This window comes from Candidatus Andeanibacterium sp. (assembly GCF_057143545.1).
On the sequence record NZ_DBNHSF010000101.1, the window covers coordinates 1 to 14,745 of the forward strand.

13 protein-coding genes are annotated in these 14,745 nt (G+C 63.8%); 4 read left to right on the forward strand and 9 right to left on the reverse strand.

Going from position 1 to position 14,745, the window contains the following annotated elements; genetic code table 11:
- Positions 1 to 135: 135 nt before the first annotated feature.
- Positions 136 to 1,389 carry an FAD-dependent oxidoreductase gene (locus AC16XC_RS06375; protein WP_484033810.1) on the forward strand — a complete coding sequence of 418 codons (1,254 nt, stop codon included), beginning with the start codon at positions 136 to 138 and terminating at the stop codon, positions 1,387 to 1,389.
- 13 nt (positions 1,390 to 1,402) lie between these two features.
- Here the strand turns inward: AC16XC_RS06375 and AC16XC_RS06380 are convergent, their stop codons facing one another.
- Positions 1,403 to 3,379 (reverse strand): TonB-dependent receptor plug domain-containing protein, encoded by a 1,977-nt coding sequence (locus AC16XC_RS06380; RefSeq protein ID WP_484033811.1) that lies wholly within the window; start codon positions 3,377 to 3,379, stop codon positions 1,403 to 1,405.
- A gap of 242 nt (positions 3,380 to 3,621) precedes the next feature.
- On the opposite strand from AC16XC_RS06380, the gene AC16XC_RS06385 reads away from it, so the two are divergent.
- Both AC16XC_RS06385 and AC16XC_RS06390 read left to right on the forward strand, forming a co-directional pair.
- Complete coding sequence (locus tag AC16XC_RS06385) at positions 3,622 to 4,089, forward strand: nuclear transport factor 2 family protein (RefSeq protein ID WP_484033812.1); 468 nt, start codon at positions 3,622 to 3,624, stop codon at positions 4,087 to 4,089.
- Between the two features lie 93 nt (positions 4,090 to 4,182).
- On the forward strand, positions 4,183 to 4,824 hold the full coding sequence (locus tag AC16XC_RS06390; RefSeq protein ID WP_484033813.1) for a thermonuclease family protein: 642 nt from the start codon (positions 4,183 to 4,185) through the stop codon (positions 4,822 to 4,824).
- A gap of 46 nt (positions 4,825 to 4,870) precedes the next feature.
- Here the strand turns inward: AC16XC_RS06390 and AC16XC_RS06395 are convergent, their stop codons facing one another.
- The 4 genes from AC16XC_RS06395 to AC16XC_RS06410 all read right to left on the reverse strand — a co-directional run bounded on the left by AC16XC_RS06395 (position 4,871) and on the right by AC16XC_RS06410 (position 10,127).
- Positions 4,871 to 5,392: a hypothetical protein gene (locus tag AC16XC_RS06395; protein WP_484033814.1), complete on the reverse strand. Its 522-nt coding sequence runs from the start codon at positions 5,390 to 5,392 to the stop codon at positions 4,871 to 4,873.
- Between the two features lie 94 nt (positions 5,393 to 5,486).
- Positions 5,487 to 6,968 carry an aldehyde dehydrogenase gene (locus AC16XC_RS06400; RefSeq protein ID WP_484033815.1) on the reverse strand — a complete coding sequence of 494 codons (1,482 nt, stop codon included), beginning with the start codon at positions 6,966 to 6,968 and terminating at the stop codon, positions 5,487 to 5,489.
- A gap of 43 nt (positions 6,969 to 7,011) precedes the next feature.
- Positions 7,012 to 9,222 (reverse strand): PQQ-dependent dehydrogenase, methanol/ethanol family, encoded by a 2,211-nt coding sequence (locus AC16XC_RS06405; protein WP_484033816.1) that lies wholly within the window; start codon positions 9,220 to 9,222, stop codon positions 7,012 to 7,014.
- Positions 9,219 to 10,127, reverse strand: coding sequence for an SDR family oxidoreductase (locus AC16XC_RS06410; protein ID WP_484033817.1), 909 nt, complete (start codon positions 10,125 to 10,127; stop codon positions 9,219 to 9,221). The genes AC16XC_RS06405 and AC16XC_RS06410 overlap by 4 nt, the downstream gene beginning before the upstream one ends.
- A gap of 99 nt (positions 10,128 to 10,226) precedes the next feature.
- Between AC16XC_RS06410 and AC16XC_RS06415 the strand changes: the two genes are divergently transcribed.
- Positions 10,227 to 10,724 (forward strand): nuclear transport factor 2 family protein, encoded by a 498-nt coding sequence (locus AC16XC_RS06415; RefSeq protein WP_484033818.1) that lies wholly within the window; start codon positions 10,227 to 10,229, stop codon positions 10,722 to 10,724.
- Between the two features lie 17 nt (positions 10,725 to 10,741).
- Here AC16XC_RS06415 and AC16XC_RS06420 read toward each other — a convergent pair whose 3' ends face one another.
- The 4 genes from AC16XC_RS06420 to AC16XC_RS06435 form a co-directional block, all read right to left on the reverse strand.
- A complete protein-coding gene (locus AC16XC_RS06420; RefSeq protein ID WP_484033819.1) occupies positions 10,742 to 13,216 on the reverse strand; it encodes a G8 domain-containing protein in 2,475 nt (824 codons plus the stop codon).
- A gap of 181 nt (positions 13,217 to 13,397) precedes the next feature.
- A complete protein-coding gene (locus AC16XC_RS06425) occupies positions 13,398 to 13,931 on the reverse strand; it encodes a hypothetical protein (protein WP_484033820.1) in 534 nt (177 codons plus the stop codon).
- A complete protein-coding gene (locus AC16XC_RS06430) occupies positions 13,928 to 14,320 on the reverse strand; it encodes a c-type cytochrome (RefSeq protein WP_484033821.1) in 393 nt (130 codons plus the stop codon). Before AC16XC_RS06430 ends, AC16XC_RS06425 begins: the two co-directional genes overlap by 4 nt.
- The coding region (locus tag AC16XC_RS06435) for an FAD-linked oxidase C-terminal domain-containing protein (protein WP_484033822.1) at positions 14,317 to 14,745 on the reverse strand (429 nt) is incomplete at its 5' end. The genes AC16XC_RS06430 and AC16XC_RS06435, both read right to left, overlap by 4 nt.

Below are 14,745 nucleotides of genomic sequence, written 5' to 3' on the forward strand. Positions count from 1 at the left end.
GGCGAGCGCGTGACCGAGGCTTCCGAAATCGTTCCGGCGATTAAGCGCGCACTCGCAGCGATCGAGAACGGCCAACCGGCGCTGCTCGAATTCATCACCGAGAAGGAAACCGAGATTTCCAGGGGATGACGCGAAATGGCTGAAAGACAGGATGTGATCGTGGTCGGAGGAGGACCGGTGGGAATGCTCAGCGCGTTGGCGCTGGCACAAACCGGAGCCAGCGTTACCGTGCTCGAACAGGAGCCGCAGATCATCAATTCACCGCGTGCGGCGGTCTATTTCCCTTCGACCCTGTTGATCCTCGAAGAGCTCGGCCTGCTCGAAGAACTGCTCGAGATCGGCTTCATCAACCGCAATTTCGGCACGCACATTCCCGAATTCGGCTACACCTCGGTCGTCGTCACCGAGCCGATCGAAGGCATTCCCTACGATTACCAGCTCCATGCCGGGCAGCACGAAGTCGCGCGGGTGGCGATGGAGCACGCCAGGAAGCTTGGCGTCGAAGTCCTCTTCAACCATCGCGTGACCGCATTCACCGACGGTCCCGACGGCATTACGGTGTCGGTCGAGACGCCGGAAGGGAAAGAGCAGTTCCGTGCGAAGTGGCTGATGGGCGCCGACGGCGCGCGCAGCACGGTCCGCAGCCTTGCCGGGATCGAGTTCGCCGGGATGACCTGGCCCGAGCGCTTCGTCGCCACCAATGTGAAATTCGATTTCCGCACAATCGGCTACGAGCAGGCCAATTTCGTGTGCGATCCGGTCAACATGGCGGTGATCGCCCAGCTCGACCGCGAAGGGCTGTGGCGCTGCACCTATATGGAAGACTCGGCGCTGCCGGTCGAAAGCTGCGAAGAGCGCATCCACCAGCGCTACGAATATTTCATGCAAGGCTCGAAGGATTACGAGATCGTCTCATGGAGTCCCTACATGCTGCACCAGCGCGCCGGAGAAACGCTGCGCAAGGGCCATGTGGTGCTGGTGGGCGATGCCGCGCACGCGACCAATCCCTGTGGCGGGCTGGGGCTGACCTCGGGCGTGTGGACCGGAATGATCGCCGCGGACCTGATCGGCGCTGTCCTGCGCGGCGAAGAAGACGAGGGCATTCTCGACCGCTTCTCCGACGAACGCCGACGGATCTTCTGGGACGTGGTCACCCCGGCGGCGACCGAGAACAAGCGCATGCTTCAGGAACGCGATCCCGAACAGCGGCAAATGGATCTTGCCGCGGTGAAGGCGCTGACCGACGATCCGGATTCAGGCGCGATGCTGATGCTGTTCGCCTACAAGGTCATCGGCGACGTGCTGCGCAAGGATTCGCGCTGGGCCGACGCCGACCCCACCCCGCGCGTGGCGCTGGATATTGCCGGTCGGCAGGGCCAGATTCACTGAGACTTGAGGCCGCTCAATAGCCCCAGCGCAGACCGCCCCAGAAGGTCGCCGGCGCGCCGACATCCATCGATCCGCCCTGATTACGGGTGACGATCGTTTCGTCGAATACATTCTCGGCCCGGAAGACCAGGCTCAGCTCGCGCCAGAAGCGAACCTGCGCGAACAGGTCGAGCGTCGTCGCGGACGGCAGCAGGTCGGTTTCGTCGTCGGCCTCGAACTGGTCGCCGACATGGCGCAGCGTGGCGGCAAAGCGCATCCCGTCCTGCGGTTCGTAGCTCAGCGTCGCGCTGGCCGACCATTCGGGGGTTTGCGGCGGCCGGAACCCATCGAGCGCGGCCTGCACCCCGCTGCCTTCCATCCTGGCGTCGCTATAGGTCAGCGTGCCGAAGAAACTGAGCGGGCCGTCGCCGCCAAGCCGGGCAGTGAATTCGAGGCCCTGGGCGCTGATTGCATCGAGGTTCTGACGCTCGCGGGTCGTCGCATTGAGCGTGACATTGGCGATCGCATTCTCGACCCGGTTGTCGAATGCGGTGAGCGAGAATTCCGCGCCTTCGGGCAGGATGAAATCGATCCCGGCCTCGAACCCTTCGAGCCGCTCGTTCTTCAATGCGGCATTGGCGTTGGTCGTGACCGGGAAGACCACGAAGGGACGGTAGAGCTCGTTGAGCGTCGGCAGCCGCAACCCGGTATAGGCGGCGGCGCGCAGGCGCACGCCGCGCGCCACGTCGACCGTCGCGCCGACCCGCCACGAGCCGTCCCAGCCCGAGCGGTCGGCAAATTGCGAATCCTCGATCACTCCGCCCGAGCCATTGAGGTTGCGGTGATAGCCGTCGCGAATGCTCCAGCGGTCGGCCCGCACTCCGCCCGTCAACAGCGCCGGTCCGAGCGAGTAATCTACTTCGGCATAGAACCCGAGATCGCTGTTGGTGCCCCCGGCGAAGCGCGACCCGGTGAACGCGCCCGAAGCGGCATTGAAACGATCTTCGGCAAGGTCGCCTTCGGACTGGCGGTAGTCGGCACCCAGGCGGAGATTCGCGGCATAACCGACCGGCGGCCGCACTTCGATCTTGCCGCCGAACCCGCTGGCCGGCGTATCCTTCTGGTCGAGCGCCTTGTTGAAGGTGTTCGAGGAAATCACGATATTGCTGAAATTCCGCCATTGGCCATAGGCGACCACGTCGTATTGCCATTCGCCCTTGCCGACTACGCGCAGGCTGACATCGCGCCCATCGGTGTGGTTGTCGGCCCCCGCGAAGCGCAGCGTGCGGTCATCCTCGAACACCAGGCCGCGCAATTGCACTTCGGTGTCGGGCCCGATTTCCTGGACGATCCGGGCAGTGGCCGACCAGTTGTCGTATGAAGCCGTGGCCGAAGCCGGGCTGCGTTCGGCGACGGGCGTGGTCCAGAAGCCGTCGCCGCGATCCCAACGGCCGCTGACCTGCGCAAAACCGCCATCCCATTGCGGGGCAAGCCCCATGCCCCATTCGGTGTCGCCGCGATCGTTGACCAGCACCGAACTGCGCAAATCCCCATGCGAAGCCGCATCGCGGCTTTCGAGTTCGATCGTCCCGGCGAGCGCGCCCGCGCCGAACGGACCCGAGCCGCCGCCGCGGGTCACCCGGATCACGTCGAGATTGTCGGGCGGCAGGGCGCTGAACGGGACATGGCCGAAGAATGGATCGAGCATCGGCACCCCGTCGAGCAGCATCAGCGCGCGGCTGGTGGCGTTGCCGCCCAGCGCGCGCAGGGTGATGCCCTGTGCGGTCGGGTTCGAGGACCGGCTGTCGGACCGGCGGAATTGCTGGAATCCGGCGATATTGTTGAGAACATCCTCGAGCCGCCCGGAGGCCGCGCTTTCGAGCTGGCTGCGGTCGAGCTCGATCGTCGAATAGGCGATCACCGACGGGGTCGCGTCGAGTCCGCGCCCGGTGACCACGATGACGTCGTCGCCGAATTCGTCCTGCGCCTGGGCCGGAATGGCGAAAATCAAGCAGGTAACGCCTGCAACTACTGAAAATCCGTATTTCATGACACCCTCAATCCGGACAAAGTCATCTTGGCGGGCTCTCTAGCGTGCATTGCTTGCCGCGTCACCCCCAGTCTGGCAGGTGCTATAGGACAGTCGATAAGGAACATGAAATGCGCGAAATTGGTCTATTGGCAGGAATGGCAGCGGCGCTGCTTGCCGGTTGCACCGACACTGCAACAAACCAACAGGAGGAAGAGGCTTCCATGGCAATCCCCACCACCGTTCCGCAACCGGTCGTCGCCTCCAATCACGCCGAATTGCTCGCCAGCCCCGACCCCCGGCTCGCGGCCAACAAGCGGCTGGTCTACGACATGTACCGGATCGTGCTGCAGGCTGGCCTCGCGGGTCGCGCACATGAATTCATCGCCGAGGATTATATCCAGCACAATCCCAATGCCGGGCAGGGACTCGCCGGGTTGGTCGACTATGTCCGATCGACCCGGCCCGAGCGGGAAATCAAGGAGACGCTCGACCTGCCGCTGATCAACCTGATCGCGGAGGGCGATTACGTGATGACGGCGTTCGTCCGCCCGGAACAGGACGCCAATGGCGAGACCTATTATTCGACCTGGTTCGACCTCTACCGGATCGAAGGCGGCCTGATCGCCGAACACTGGGACCCAATGCTCAAATCCGACCCCAGGATCGACCCGAACGAGAAGCGGCTCTAGCAATACCCGCAGTGCATATCCGGGAGCGCAGAATTCCTGTATCCTGTAGGTATGGCTAGGTGCCTTTTCCTGTCCGTATTGGTCGCGACAGCAATGCCAAGCGCAGCTCTTGCCCAGATCATGCTGGGCTCCGCGACAGCGCTCGACGGCGATACCTTTGCCTTCGGCGACGACATCATTCGCATCCACGGGATCGATGCGCCGGAAGCAACGCAGACCTGTTTGCGCCATGGCGAAGAATGGGAGTGCGGGCAGGCAGCAGTTAAGCAATTGCAGGCTTTGCTCGACCGCGGACGTGTTCGCTGCCAGCAATTGGAACGCGACGAGTACGACCGGGCGGTTTCGGTTTGCGAAGCCAACGGCGTGGACATCGGCCAGGCGCTGCTCGCATCGGGGATGGCGGTTGCGCTTCAACCCGCGGCGGAGAACTATCGCGAAGCGGAGAAACAGGCCCAGGCACTGCTTGAGGGCATCTGGGCGGGAGATTTCCAGTTGCCCGCCGACTATCGCGCTGAAAACCCGCAAATCGAGCAGGCAAGACCGCCCGAGAGAACGGAACCGCCCGCCCCGATGAGGCAGAGCCAGCAGACCTCGCGGCAGGTCTATTACCGCAATTGCGATGCGGCGCGCGCTGCCGGTGCGGCACCCTTAAGGCGGGGAGAACCGGGCTACCGACCCGCCCTCGACGCCGACAATGATGGCATTGCCTGCGAACCCTATCGGGGCCGGCGGTAATCGCGCGATGGAATAGGTCAAAATCCGGACCGCGGGATTTCGAACCTCAGGCCTTGGCCTTGTTCTTCCTGCTTGCGGCAGCGGGCTTGGCGACAGCAGCCTTCTTCGCCGGCGCAGGTTTGCTCGCTACCGGTTTGGCCTTCGCATCGGGCTTTGCCTTCGGCGTTGCCTTTGGCTTGGGAGCGGGCCTGGCTTTGGCGGCGGGTTTAGCGGCAGGCTTCGGCGCGGGCTTGGCCTTGGGGGCCGGCATCGCCCTGGGTTTCGCTCCAACCGGCGCCGACGCCGCCTGGTCGGCCGGCGGATTGAGTTCGAGCCATTTGCTGCAATTGGGCAGACTGTTGGCGTAGGCATAGTGCCGGAATAGCTCGGCGACCATGATCCGGTCGGTCTTGCCGATCAGCTTCCTGAAATGGTTCTGTACCTGCACCGCGCTGTTTTTGAAACTTCCCAGCCAGTGATTGCGCAACACCGGATGGCAACGCTGCTTCTTCAACTCCTCGACGAGCCCGGCGTAATCCCGCTTTCCGCCTTCGCCGTTCAGTTCGAACGTGATTGTATAGACCGGCATATCGTCCCTCTCCGATGTCCGGAAGCGTATCTAAAGCCCTGGACGGATTTGGAAACCCCCGCGCGCGGCCGCAGGGGCCCCATCGCTCAAAAGGTCACAGGCTGGCAGGCGCCTCGTCGAGCAGGATCGCCTTGGTTTCGAGATAGGGCCACAGCCCCTCCTCACCGCCTTCGCGGCCGATCCCCGATTGCTTGAACCCGCCGAACGGGGCGCTCCATTCCATCTTCATCCCGTTCTGCCCGACGACCCCGGTGCGGACCCGGCGCGCTATGTCGTAGGCCACCTGCGGATCGGACGTGAACACCGCGCCGTTGAGCCCGTAATTGCTTTCATTGGCGATGCGGATCGCATCTTCCTCGTCTTCAGCCGGGATCAGGCACAGCACCGGACCGAAAATTTCCTCCTGCGCAATCCGGCTGGTGTTGTCGACATTGGCGAACAGGGTCGGCTCCATGAAATAGCCCTTGTTCATATGCGCCGGACGCTGGCCGCCGGTGACGAGGTCGGCGCTCTTGCGGCCTTCCTCGATATACATCTCGACCCGTTCGAGCTGGCGCTTCATCGCCAGCGGGCCGAGCTGGGTTGCGGGATCGTCGCTGTTGCCGATCCTGATCCCTTCCATCACCCCCTTGATCGCCTCGGCGAGTTCGTCATGCCGGTCCCTGGTGACGATCGCGCGGCTGAGCATGGCGCAGACCTGGCCGCTCAGGATCGTGATCGTGTTGCCGAGGATATTGGCCGCCGCCTCGATCGGGAAATCGTCGCGCACGATCGCGGCCGACTTGCCGCCGAGTTCGAGCGAGCAGCGCGCGATCCGGCTGCCGCAGACTTCGGCGATGCGCTTGCCGGCCAGGGTCGAGCCGGTAAAGCTGACCTTGTCCACGCCGGGATTGTTGACGAGGTGGTCGGCCGCTTCGCGCTCGCCGGGGACAAGGTTGACGACGCCCGGAGGAATTCCCGCGGCTTCCGCGGCTTCGGCGATGATATAGGCTTCGAGCGGGGTTTCGGGCGAAGGCTTCATCACGATCGTGCAGCCGGCAACCAGCGAATAGAAGACCTTGTTGGCCATGATTCCGAACGGTGCGTTCCACGGGGCGATCCCGGCAACGACGCCGACCGGCTCGCGCGCGACGATCACGGAACCCACCGAATCGCCCTTGCGCTCGGTCACCCAGTCGAATGTCTCGCCCAGCGCGGCGATCCCCTTGAGGCCCGCGACCGAGCCGCCATGCATGATCGGGGCGAAACTAGCGAGCCCGCCGATCTGCGCGGTCCATGCCCTGGCGAGTTCCATCACCCGCGGTTCCATATGCTCGATCATCGCCATCAGCTTCTGGGCGCGCTCGGCGGGCGGCGTGCTCGGCCAAGGCCCATGGTCGAAAGCCTCGCGCGCGGCGGCGACGGCGCGATCCATGTCGCCCTTGCCGGCCTCGGCCACCCGGGCGACCACTTCCTCGCTGTTGGGATTGACGATCTCGAGCATCGAGCCGCTTGTCGAATCGACCCATTCGCCGCCGATATAGAGCTTGTCGGGATGGGCGAGGTTGACACCTTCGGGCAGCAATGCGGCGTTCATTTCTCTTCTCCTTGGCGGGGACTCGTGAACCCCGGATAGCACATCAGAAATTGGACAGGATAGTAAGGCTGCGCGTGTCGAGCGGGAGCCCGCGCGCTTCCAGTTCGAGCTCCCGCTCGCGAACCTTGGCCTGCTCGTCGATCAGGAACGCGTGGATCGCCCGCACCTGCTCCGGCGTGAGCAAATCGTCGAATTGCGGCATCCCGTTGGACAACAATGCGCCTTCAAGAACGATCGCCGCGAAATTGTCGTGGGTGTTGGGCGCCATCCGCCTGAGGTCCGGCAGCGGCGCACGCGGCTGGTTCGAATGGCACATCGTGCAATTGGCGGTGAACAGGGCGGAGCCCAGCGCGATCGCCTCCTGCGTCGCGCCATCCAATTGCGCGGGCGGCTCGGGCGCGACGGTGAGCGGGGGCAAGTCGGGCGGGATCGCGACCTCGTCGCCGTCGAGCTTGAACACCAGCAGGCGATTGGCATTGCCCTTCGAATAGGCCGCGGCATAGGGCGGGACGAAGCCCCAGCCCCCGCCACCCCAGCCGGCCTGGACCGCGATATACTGCACCCCGTCGACGCGGTAGGTCATCGGCGCGGCAAGGATCGAGGTGCCGGTCTCGATTTCCTTCAGCACCCTGCCGGTATCGGCATCGCGGACGACCAGCTTGCCCGACAGCGTCCCGTGGATCACCAGCCCGGCCTCGGTGGCCAGCACGCCGCCGCGATCCTGCCAGCCATCGAACGGGGCGGACCATCTGGTCCTGCCGGTCAGCGGGTCGATTGCGCGGATTTCCGATTTGGCCGGATTGTCCTTGACCCATTGCCATTGCGGCAGCGCCTTGACCTGCTCCTGCAAGGGCTCGGGCAGGCTCGGCAGCGCGGCCTCGAGATCGGCGGTGAAGATCAGCGCGGCGGCAGCATTGAGGCCCTTGGGAATATGCGGCGGGTTGACCTGGTCGGGCGGGATCCACATCAGATTTCCCTGGTCGACGACCGAAGCGAAATAGAGATTGCGGGTCGGGTCATAGGCCGCCGGATGCCAGTTCCGCGCGCCGGGCGAGGCCGGGTAGACCAGCTTGGGACCGTCGCGGTAATCGGAATGTTCGGGCGTCAGGTTGGGCTTGCCGGTCTCGAAATTGAATCCGTCGGCCCAGCTCATGCGCACCAAGGCATTGGCCGCCAGAGGCTTGCCGGTTTCGCGATCGACCACGAAGAAGAAGCCGTTCTTTGGCGCGTGCAGGATAACGTCCTTCGCTTCCTCCTCGATTCGCATCTGGGTCAGGATCATGGGCTGGGTGGCGGTGAGATCCCAGCTGTCCTGCGGGGTTTCCTGAAAATACCATTTCATCTCGCCAGTTTCGCGATCGAGTGCGACCAGCGAATCGAGATAGAGATTGTCGCCGCCGGACGGCGAGCGCGTCACCAACGGATAGGGGCCGCCATTGCCGGTGCCGATGATCACCTGGTCGTAGGCCGGGTCGTAGGTGATCGCATCCCACACCGTGCCGCCGCTGCCGATATCCCAGCGGCTCTTGGGGTCCCAGGTTGCGAGCGCGGCTTCGAGCGCGTCGGATTCCTGCGGGCCTTCGGCCGGGTCGTGGGGGATGGTGAAGAACCGCCAGCGAATCTGGCTGGTCTCGAGGTCGTAGGCGGTGACATAGCCGCGGGTGTCGTATTCGGCCCCGGCATTGCCGATCACCACCATGTTACCGGCGATCTCGGGTGCGCCGGTAATCGTGTAGCCGCGATCACGGTCGGAAATGGTGTCAACCTTCCACACCTGCTCGCCGGTTTCGGCATCGAGCGCGTAGAGCCAGCCGTCGAGCGAGGCGACGAACACCTTGCCTTCCGCCACGGCGACACCGCGATTGGCCTGGTCGCAACAGGCCGAGCGGTTGGCCTGCATGTCCACGCGGGGATCGAAGGTCCACAGCTCCTCGCCGGTCGCGGCATCGAGCGCATAGACCCGGCCGAGATTGCCCGACGTATACATCACCCCGTCGATCACCACCGGGGTCGCTTCCTGCACGCGGCTGGTCCCAAGGTCGTATTCCCAAGCGAGGCCGAGCGAGCCGACATTGTCCTTGTCGATATCGGTCAGGCGCGAGAAATGGCTTTCCGCCCAGTCGCCGCCGGGATTGTCCCAATTGTCGCCCGCGCCGATCACCGAGGTGTCGATTTCGGGCGGCTCGTAGCCCTGGTTGCAGGCGGCGAGCAGCGCCAGCGCGGCAGCGGCCAGGGCACGGCGGAGCGCTATCATTTCGGCCAGGCATCCTTGTATTGTTCGTAGACCGAACGCAGCGAACGCGGCTTGTTCCCGGTGATCCGCTCGACATCGTCCGAAAGCACCTCGAAATGGCGTTCGCGAATCGCCTGGCCGAAGGTCACCATGCCTTCGCTGGCCCAGGGAAGCGGGCTGTCGGGCGTGATATCGGCCGGTTTGCGGGCGACGCCGAGCGAATCGAAATAGCGATACATCCCTTCGTCATCGACCGGGATCAGCTCGATCGGCTTGCCCGCCATTTCCGCCGCCAGCGCCATCGCTTCGGGCACGCTCAGCAATTCGGGGCCGGTGATGTTGTAGGCCTTGTTGGCATGGCCCTCCTGCGTCAACACCGCGACCGCCACCGACACGCAATCGTCGCGGCTGACAAAGGCAATCTTTCCGTCGCCGCAATTGTCGGGCTTGCTCCCGGCCTGCAGCGCCGGGATCACCATCGCCAGCGCCACCGCCTCGGAATATTGCGAATTGTAGAGTATCGTCCAGTCGAGCCCGGACTGCTTGAGCAATTGCTCGGTCTGGTAGTGATCGTGCTGTTCGACTGCCGGGTGGTCGGGATTTCCGCCGTCTATGATCGACGTATAAACGATATGCCTGACCCCGGCTTCCTTGGCCGCATCGATCGCATTGCCATGCTGGCGCGGGCGTTCGCCGACCATCAGGGTCGAGATGAGGAGCAGCTTCTCGCCGCCCCGCATCGCTTCGACCAACCCGTTGGGGGAATCGAAATCGGCCTCGCGCACCTCCGCCCCGCGCGCGGCAAGGTCGGCCAGCTTCTCGACCGAACGCGACAGCGCGATCACTTCCGCGCCCAAGTCCAGCAATTGCGATGCCGCCGCATGTCCGAACTGGCCGGACGCGCCGGAAACAATGATCTTGCCCAAATTCCTCTCCTGCAGGGCGATGAAGCGCCGGGGCTCCCGAACGCTTGGCGGCATTATTAACGGGTGTTACGGTTGGCGCAACAGACAGGAGAGAATTGCATGGCCAGATTGGCGCTCGAAGACCGGCTCGGATTGCAGGACCTGATCGCGGATTACAGTTGGGCACTCGATTGCGGCGATGCAGACGGACTCGTCGCGTGCTTCACCGAAGACTGCGTGATGAGCGAGGAAGTATTCGAGGACCCGGATATCTGGGAAGGGCACGATGGCATCCGCGGGCTGATGAAGCATTATGCTAACGCCCCGGGCTTTCCCGGCCGCCAGCACCACGTGACCCAGACGAAGTATCTCCCCCAGGAAGACGGTAGCGTCAAAATGAGGAGCTTCGCCTTCGTCACCGAATGCGAGGGCGAGCCGCCATACCTGTTGCGCTTCACCGGCTGGTATGACGACCACGCGGTGAAAGGCGCGAACGGGAAATGGCGCTTCAAACGGCGCCTCGTGCGGCTATGGGATGGCGAAGTGCTGAAGAACTTTCCCGGGCGCGGGGAATGGAAGCCGAGAAAGAGGCCGGAGAGTTTGATTATCAAACGCTGACGCGCCTGTTGGGACCCTCAGTCCAGCATCGCAGTGCTGACCGCGCCTTCCCTGCTGACGGTCACAGTGGGCCGGATGCCGAAGGGAGGTCCGCCGGCGACCTGGGCGCTGCCATTGTCGGCAAACAGCTTGACCCACAGCGTGTCGCCATCCCTGAAATACGACAATTCACCAGCCTCGCGCAGGGCAGCCAGGCTGCCTTGCTCCACGCCCGCATCGGCGCTGGCGAATCCGTTCAGCTTCAAGATGACCCAGGAACCGTCATCCATGGAAGTCAGCCTCAGCGGCAAGGACTCCCTGGCGGTGTCGACGGCAATCTCGGCACCGCTGCGGATGGTGGTCTGCCCGCGATAGTCGAACTCCCGACCGTTGCGCTTGATCGTGACCGGATTCTCGACCGGGCCGCCCTGGAAGGGGAAACCGCCGCCAAGGCTGAGGCGGCCATAATCGCCCGTGCACACGGCCGCTCCCCATTCCGGCCTGAGCTCGCAGGCTTCGTCGTCATTGGCGATGCCGTTGTCGATGACGATGTAGGAGTTCGGGACGCCGCTGGCCGAACCGTCGATGTCATGGATCGCCGCGGTCATGAAGGCAGCGCTGGTCCCGAAATCGCTGGCCCAGCGTTCTGTCCTGGGAGGAAAATAGACCGGCTTGGCATCGATGAAGGTCAGCCCTTCAACTGAATTCTCGACGCTCATTCCGAAGCTGGTGAACAGCAGATACGAGATCGCCCCGGTCTTGCGCGTCTCGTTGTCCTCGAAATTGACGAAGGTCGAATTCGCAAGTTTATGCGTTGCATCGTAATATTCGTAGCCGCGGATCGGATAGTCCGGAACCTGCGGTTTCGGCATGCTGCGGCCATAGGCAATCTCGGATTCCGTGGCCGGATTGCCGATATTGTCGGTTTCGCCCACGAACAGCGAATTCTCCACCCGCGAAGTGAATGTGGCACCGCCGCCCAGGCCGCTGGCAAAGGTATAGCCGATCGCATTGTCGGCCATCTTCAGATTGCGGAAAACGGTTTCCTCGCCGCGCATCCACAGGCCGCCATTGCGGTTCTTGTAAGAGGTCAGGTCGGTGTAGAGGTTCATCACCGGCCGGCTGGTCGGGTCGCTCACATCCTCGCGCGGGATATAGACGCTGGCAGTGACGAGGAAAGTGCCATCGGGCCCGGCATTGCGGTCAAACATGAAGCCGTCATAATTCGAATGGGCAACATTGCCGCGGAAGATGCCCATCGGCGTGCGCCGCGGCCAGGTGTTCTGGCTGATCTCGGTGCCTTCGAAAGCGCCGGTCGGATGCTCGGGCAGCGAGAGCCAGAAGCCGGTCGAGTCCGAGCCTGCGGCGACATTGTCTATATAATGGTTCGCCGGATTGGTGATCCAGAAGGTTGCGGCCGTATTGTCCGACGGGATCAGCACATGTTCGGACTGCTGGCCGCCCTGCGTGCGTTCCGACGGAACACCGAGGTTGGTCGGGACACAGTCCATGGTCGGGTGGCACTTGGTCTGGATGCCCAGGTTGGAGACGAAGCGGTTCCCCTGCTCGATCCCGTCTTCCATGAAGAAGCAGTGACCCACCGTGTTGTAGGTGACGTTGTTCTCGATCTGGAGATTGTTGGTGCCATGCACCGTCACACAGCGGTTGAACGTGTCATGGATCGCGGCATTGCGGACATACATACCCACGCCTTCGCCAAGCACGTGGAAGTGGACCGGGTAACGCGCGAGCGTCAGATGCTGGCCCATCCGGCTCAGCTCAACGCCATCGACATAAAGCCGCGAACCCGACATCGCCATGATATGGCCGCCGAACCAGGTCTCTTCGGAATCTTCCGAGGCCTGGACACGGATATTGCGCGTCAGGTTGCCGACTTCGCCGCGCTCGTCGACGCCGAAAGTGATCTCGCCGAAATGCATATATTCGAGCGGTTCGGCGAAGGAAATCTTGTTGCCAGCGATCGCCGCGATCGTGCGCCGCTCGGCCTGGCGTGGATTGAAGTCTGTCGAGGCAAGCACGATCTCGTCGCCCACGCGCCAGCCATGCGCATCGAGCACCTCGATGCTGGTCGCACCGGCCTTTGCCGTCTGCGACAGCTTGCTCCAGGTATGATCGCGATTGCCATGCATCTCGAGCGTGCCGCCCATCAGCATGATCCCGCGATCGCCCATCGTGTTGATGTCTTCTCCCTTGATATTGTCGGTGAGCGTGATCGATGCACTGTGCTGGTATGGATTGGCCAGCGTGCCGATTTCCAGCTCACCGCCAGGAACATAGATCCATTCGCTCTCGAGGCTGATATCGCGCTCATCCGAGAAAACCAGCCGTCCCTGGATCGTGAGGCTGCGAAGACCCGGAGCATCGACATCGAGCACGACATCCATGTCGCGGGTAACGACCACCGCGTCGCCCTCACCCGGGACCTTGCCAGAAGGCCAGGTGTCCGGATCGGACCAGAGTGCCTGGGCAGCGGCGGGCCCTGCACCGAGCAAAAGACTCGCAGGAATGAGCATTGAGCAAAGTTGCAGGCGAGTTGACTTGCGCATGATTTCCATCCCCTCACGCAGGACTGCGAATCCTGCTTCATATTTCTCACCGTGATTTTGCAGAGAGCAGTGCGATTTGCCAAGGCCTTAGTCTTGGCTCATTCGGCCAACGAGAGCCGGAATTGCCCTAACCCCGCGCCACCAGCACCCAGCCCAGCACCAGCCCCTTGTCGGGCGGAGCGGCGGCGATGCGCGCCACTTGCGGTGCCGCACCGCGCGGGTCGGCGGCCCAGTCGGCCAGCGCCTCGGGCCAGCTGGGTCCGGCACTGCGGCCCAGCCGGGCAAGCGCATTCCAGCCGGGGCGGCATTGCGCGCCCGAACAGCGGCACCCGCGCCCTTCGAGTTCGGCGGCCAGGTCGTAGCCATGCTCGCGGGCGATGTCCGCCAACAGGAACGCATCGGCATGGCGCGAGACCCCAGCCACCAAAGCAGGCCCTGCCTCCAGCACCTGGCGCATGAAGCGCACCCGGTCACCCTCGATCGGCAGGACGGTGAGGCCCTGCGCCCTGCCCGCTTCGGCAAAGCGCCGTGCCGCCTCCAGCGAGGGATCGTGCAGTGCGACCCTGGCATCGCCATGGCGCCAGCGCCAGGCGGCGAGGCCCGCCAGCGTTGGCACGGCGAGCGCGCCCGCGAGTAACGTCCGGCGCGTGGCGCGGATCACGATGCACCTCCGTTCGGACCGGCGGCGAGGTAGTCGGCAATCTGCTGCATTTGGGCGTCGCTCACTTCGCCGCGCGGAATCGCCGGCATATTGCCGATCCCCTGTCGCGCGGCCTGGATCACGAAATCGCTGGTGAGGTCATCGCGTGCCTCGAGGTCGGGCTGCTCCGTCCGTCGGGCCAACAGCCCCTCACCCATCCCGTTGGGCCCGTGGCACATGATGCATTTTTCAACGTAAAGCGCTTCGCCGCCGGTCGCATCGGGGCGATCCGAGAGCGTGATTGCGTCGGGCATCGGAGGCGGTCCGCCGCCACCTGACGGTGCCTCGGGCGCCTGTTCACCGCAGGCGGCGAGCGCCAGCGGCGCGGCGATCAGCAGGAGTTTCCTCATGACTGCCGCTCCCCTCGCAGCCGGTTGGGCCAGATGCCGCTCTTGCCCGGAGCGATGATCCCGTTGGGATCGAGCGCATCCTTGACCGTCTCGTTGAGCTTCCTGAGCGCCCCGCCATTGAAGTCGTAAGAGCCTGCGACGAGGTCCATATAGTCGAGATGCGTGCGGTACTCGCCGTAGCCCTGCGCCTTGGCATCGGCGACGAGCTGGCGGAAGAAGCGATCGACCTTGGCGAGATGCTCGGGATCGTCCTGGCTGAACAGCATCGCGTTGACATTGATCATGTGGCGTTCGCCGAACACGAAGCTGCCCTGGTAGTCCATCCCGAATTCCTGGTAGCGGGCATAGGTCCGCTGGAACTGTTCGAGCGCCTTGGTCCCGTCCTGCTCAATGATCGGCGAAAAGCCGATATGGCCGCCGCGCCC

Coding starts and splice junctions, on each gene's coding strand:
- AC16XC_RS06375 (WP_484033810.1), top strand. CDS start 136: ATGGCTGAAAGACAGGATGTGATCGTGGTCGGAGGAGGACCGGTGGGA.
- AC16XC_RS06385 (WP_484033812.1), top strand. CDS start 3,622: ATGGCAATCCCCACCACCGTTCCGCAACCGGTCGTCGCCTCCAATCAC.
- AC16XC_RS06390 (WP_484033813.1), top strand. CDS start 4,183: ATGCCAAGCGCAGCTCTTGCCCAGATCATGCTGGGCTCCGCGACAGCG.
- AC16XC_RS06395 (WP_484033814.1), bottom strand. CDS start 5,392: ATGCCGGTCTATACAATCACGTTCGAACTGAACGGCGAAGGCGGAAAG.
- AC16XC_RS06400 (WP_484033815.1), bottom strand. CDS start 6,968: ATGAACGCCGCATTGCTGCCCGAAGGTGTCAACCTCGCCCATCCCGAC.
- AC16XC_RS06405 (WP_484033816.1), bottom strand. CDS start 9,222: ATGATAGCGCTCCGCCGTGCCCTGGCCGCTGCCGCGCTGGCGCTGCTC.
- AC16XC_RS06415 (WP_484033818.1), top strand. CDS start 10,227: ATGGCCAGATTGGCGCTCGAAGACCGGCTCGGATTGCAGGACCTGATC.
- AC16XC_RS06430 (WP_484033821.1), bottom strand. CDS start 14,320: ATGAGGAAACTCCTGCTGATCGCCGCGCCGCTGGCGCTCGCCGCCTGC.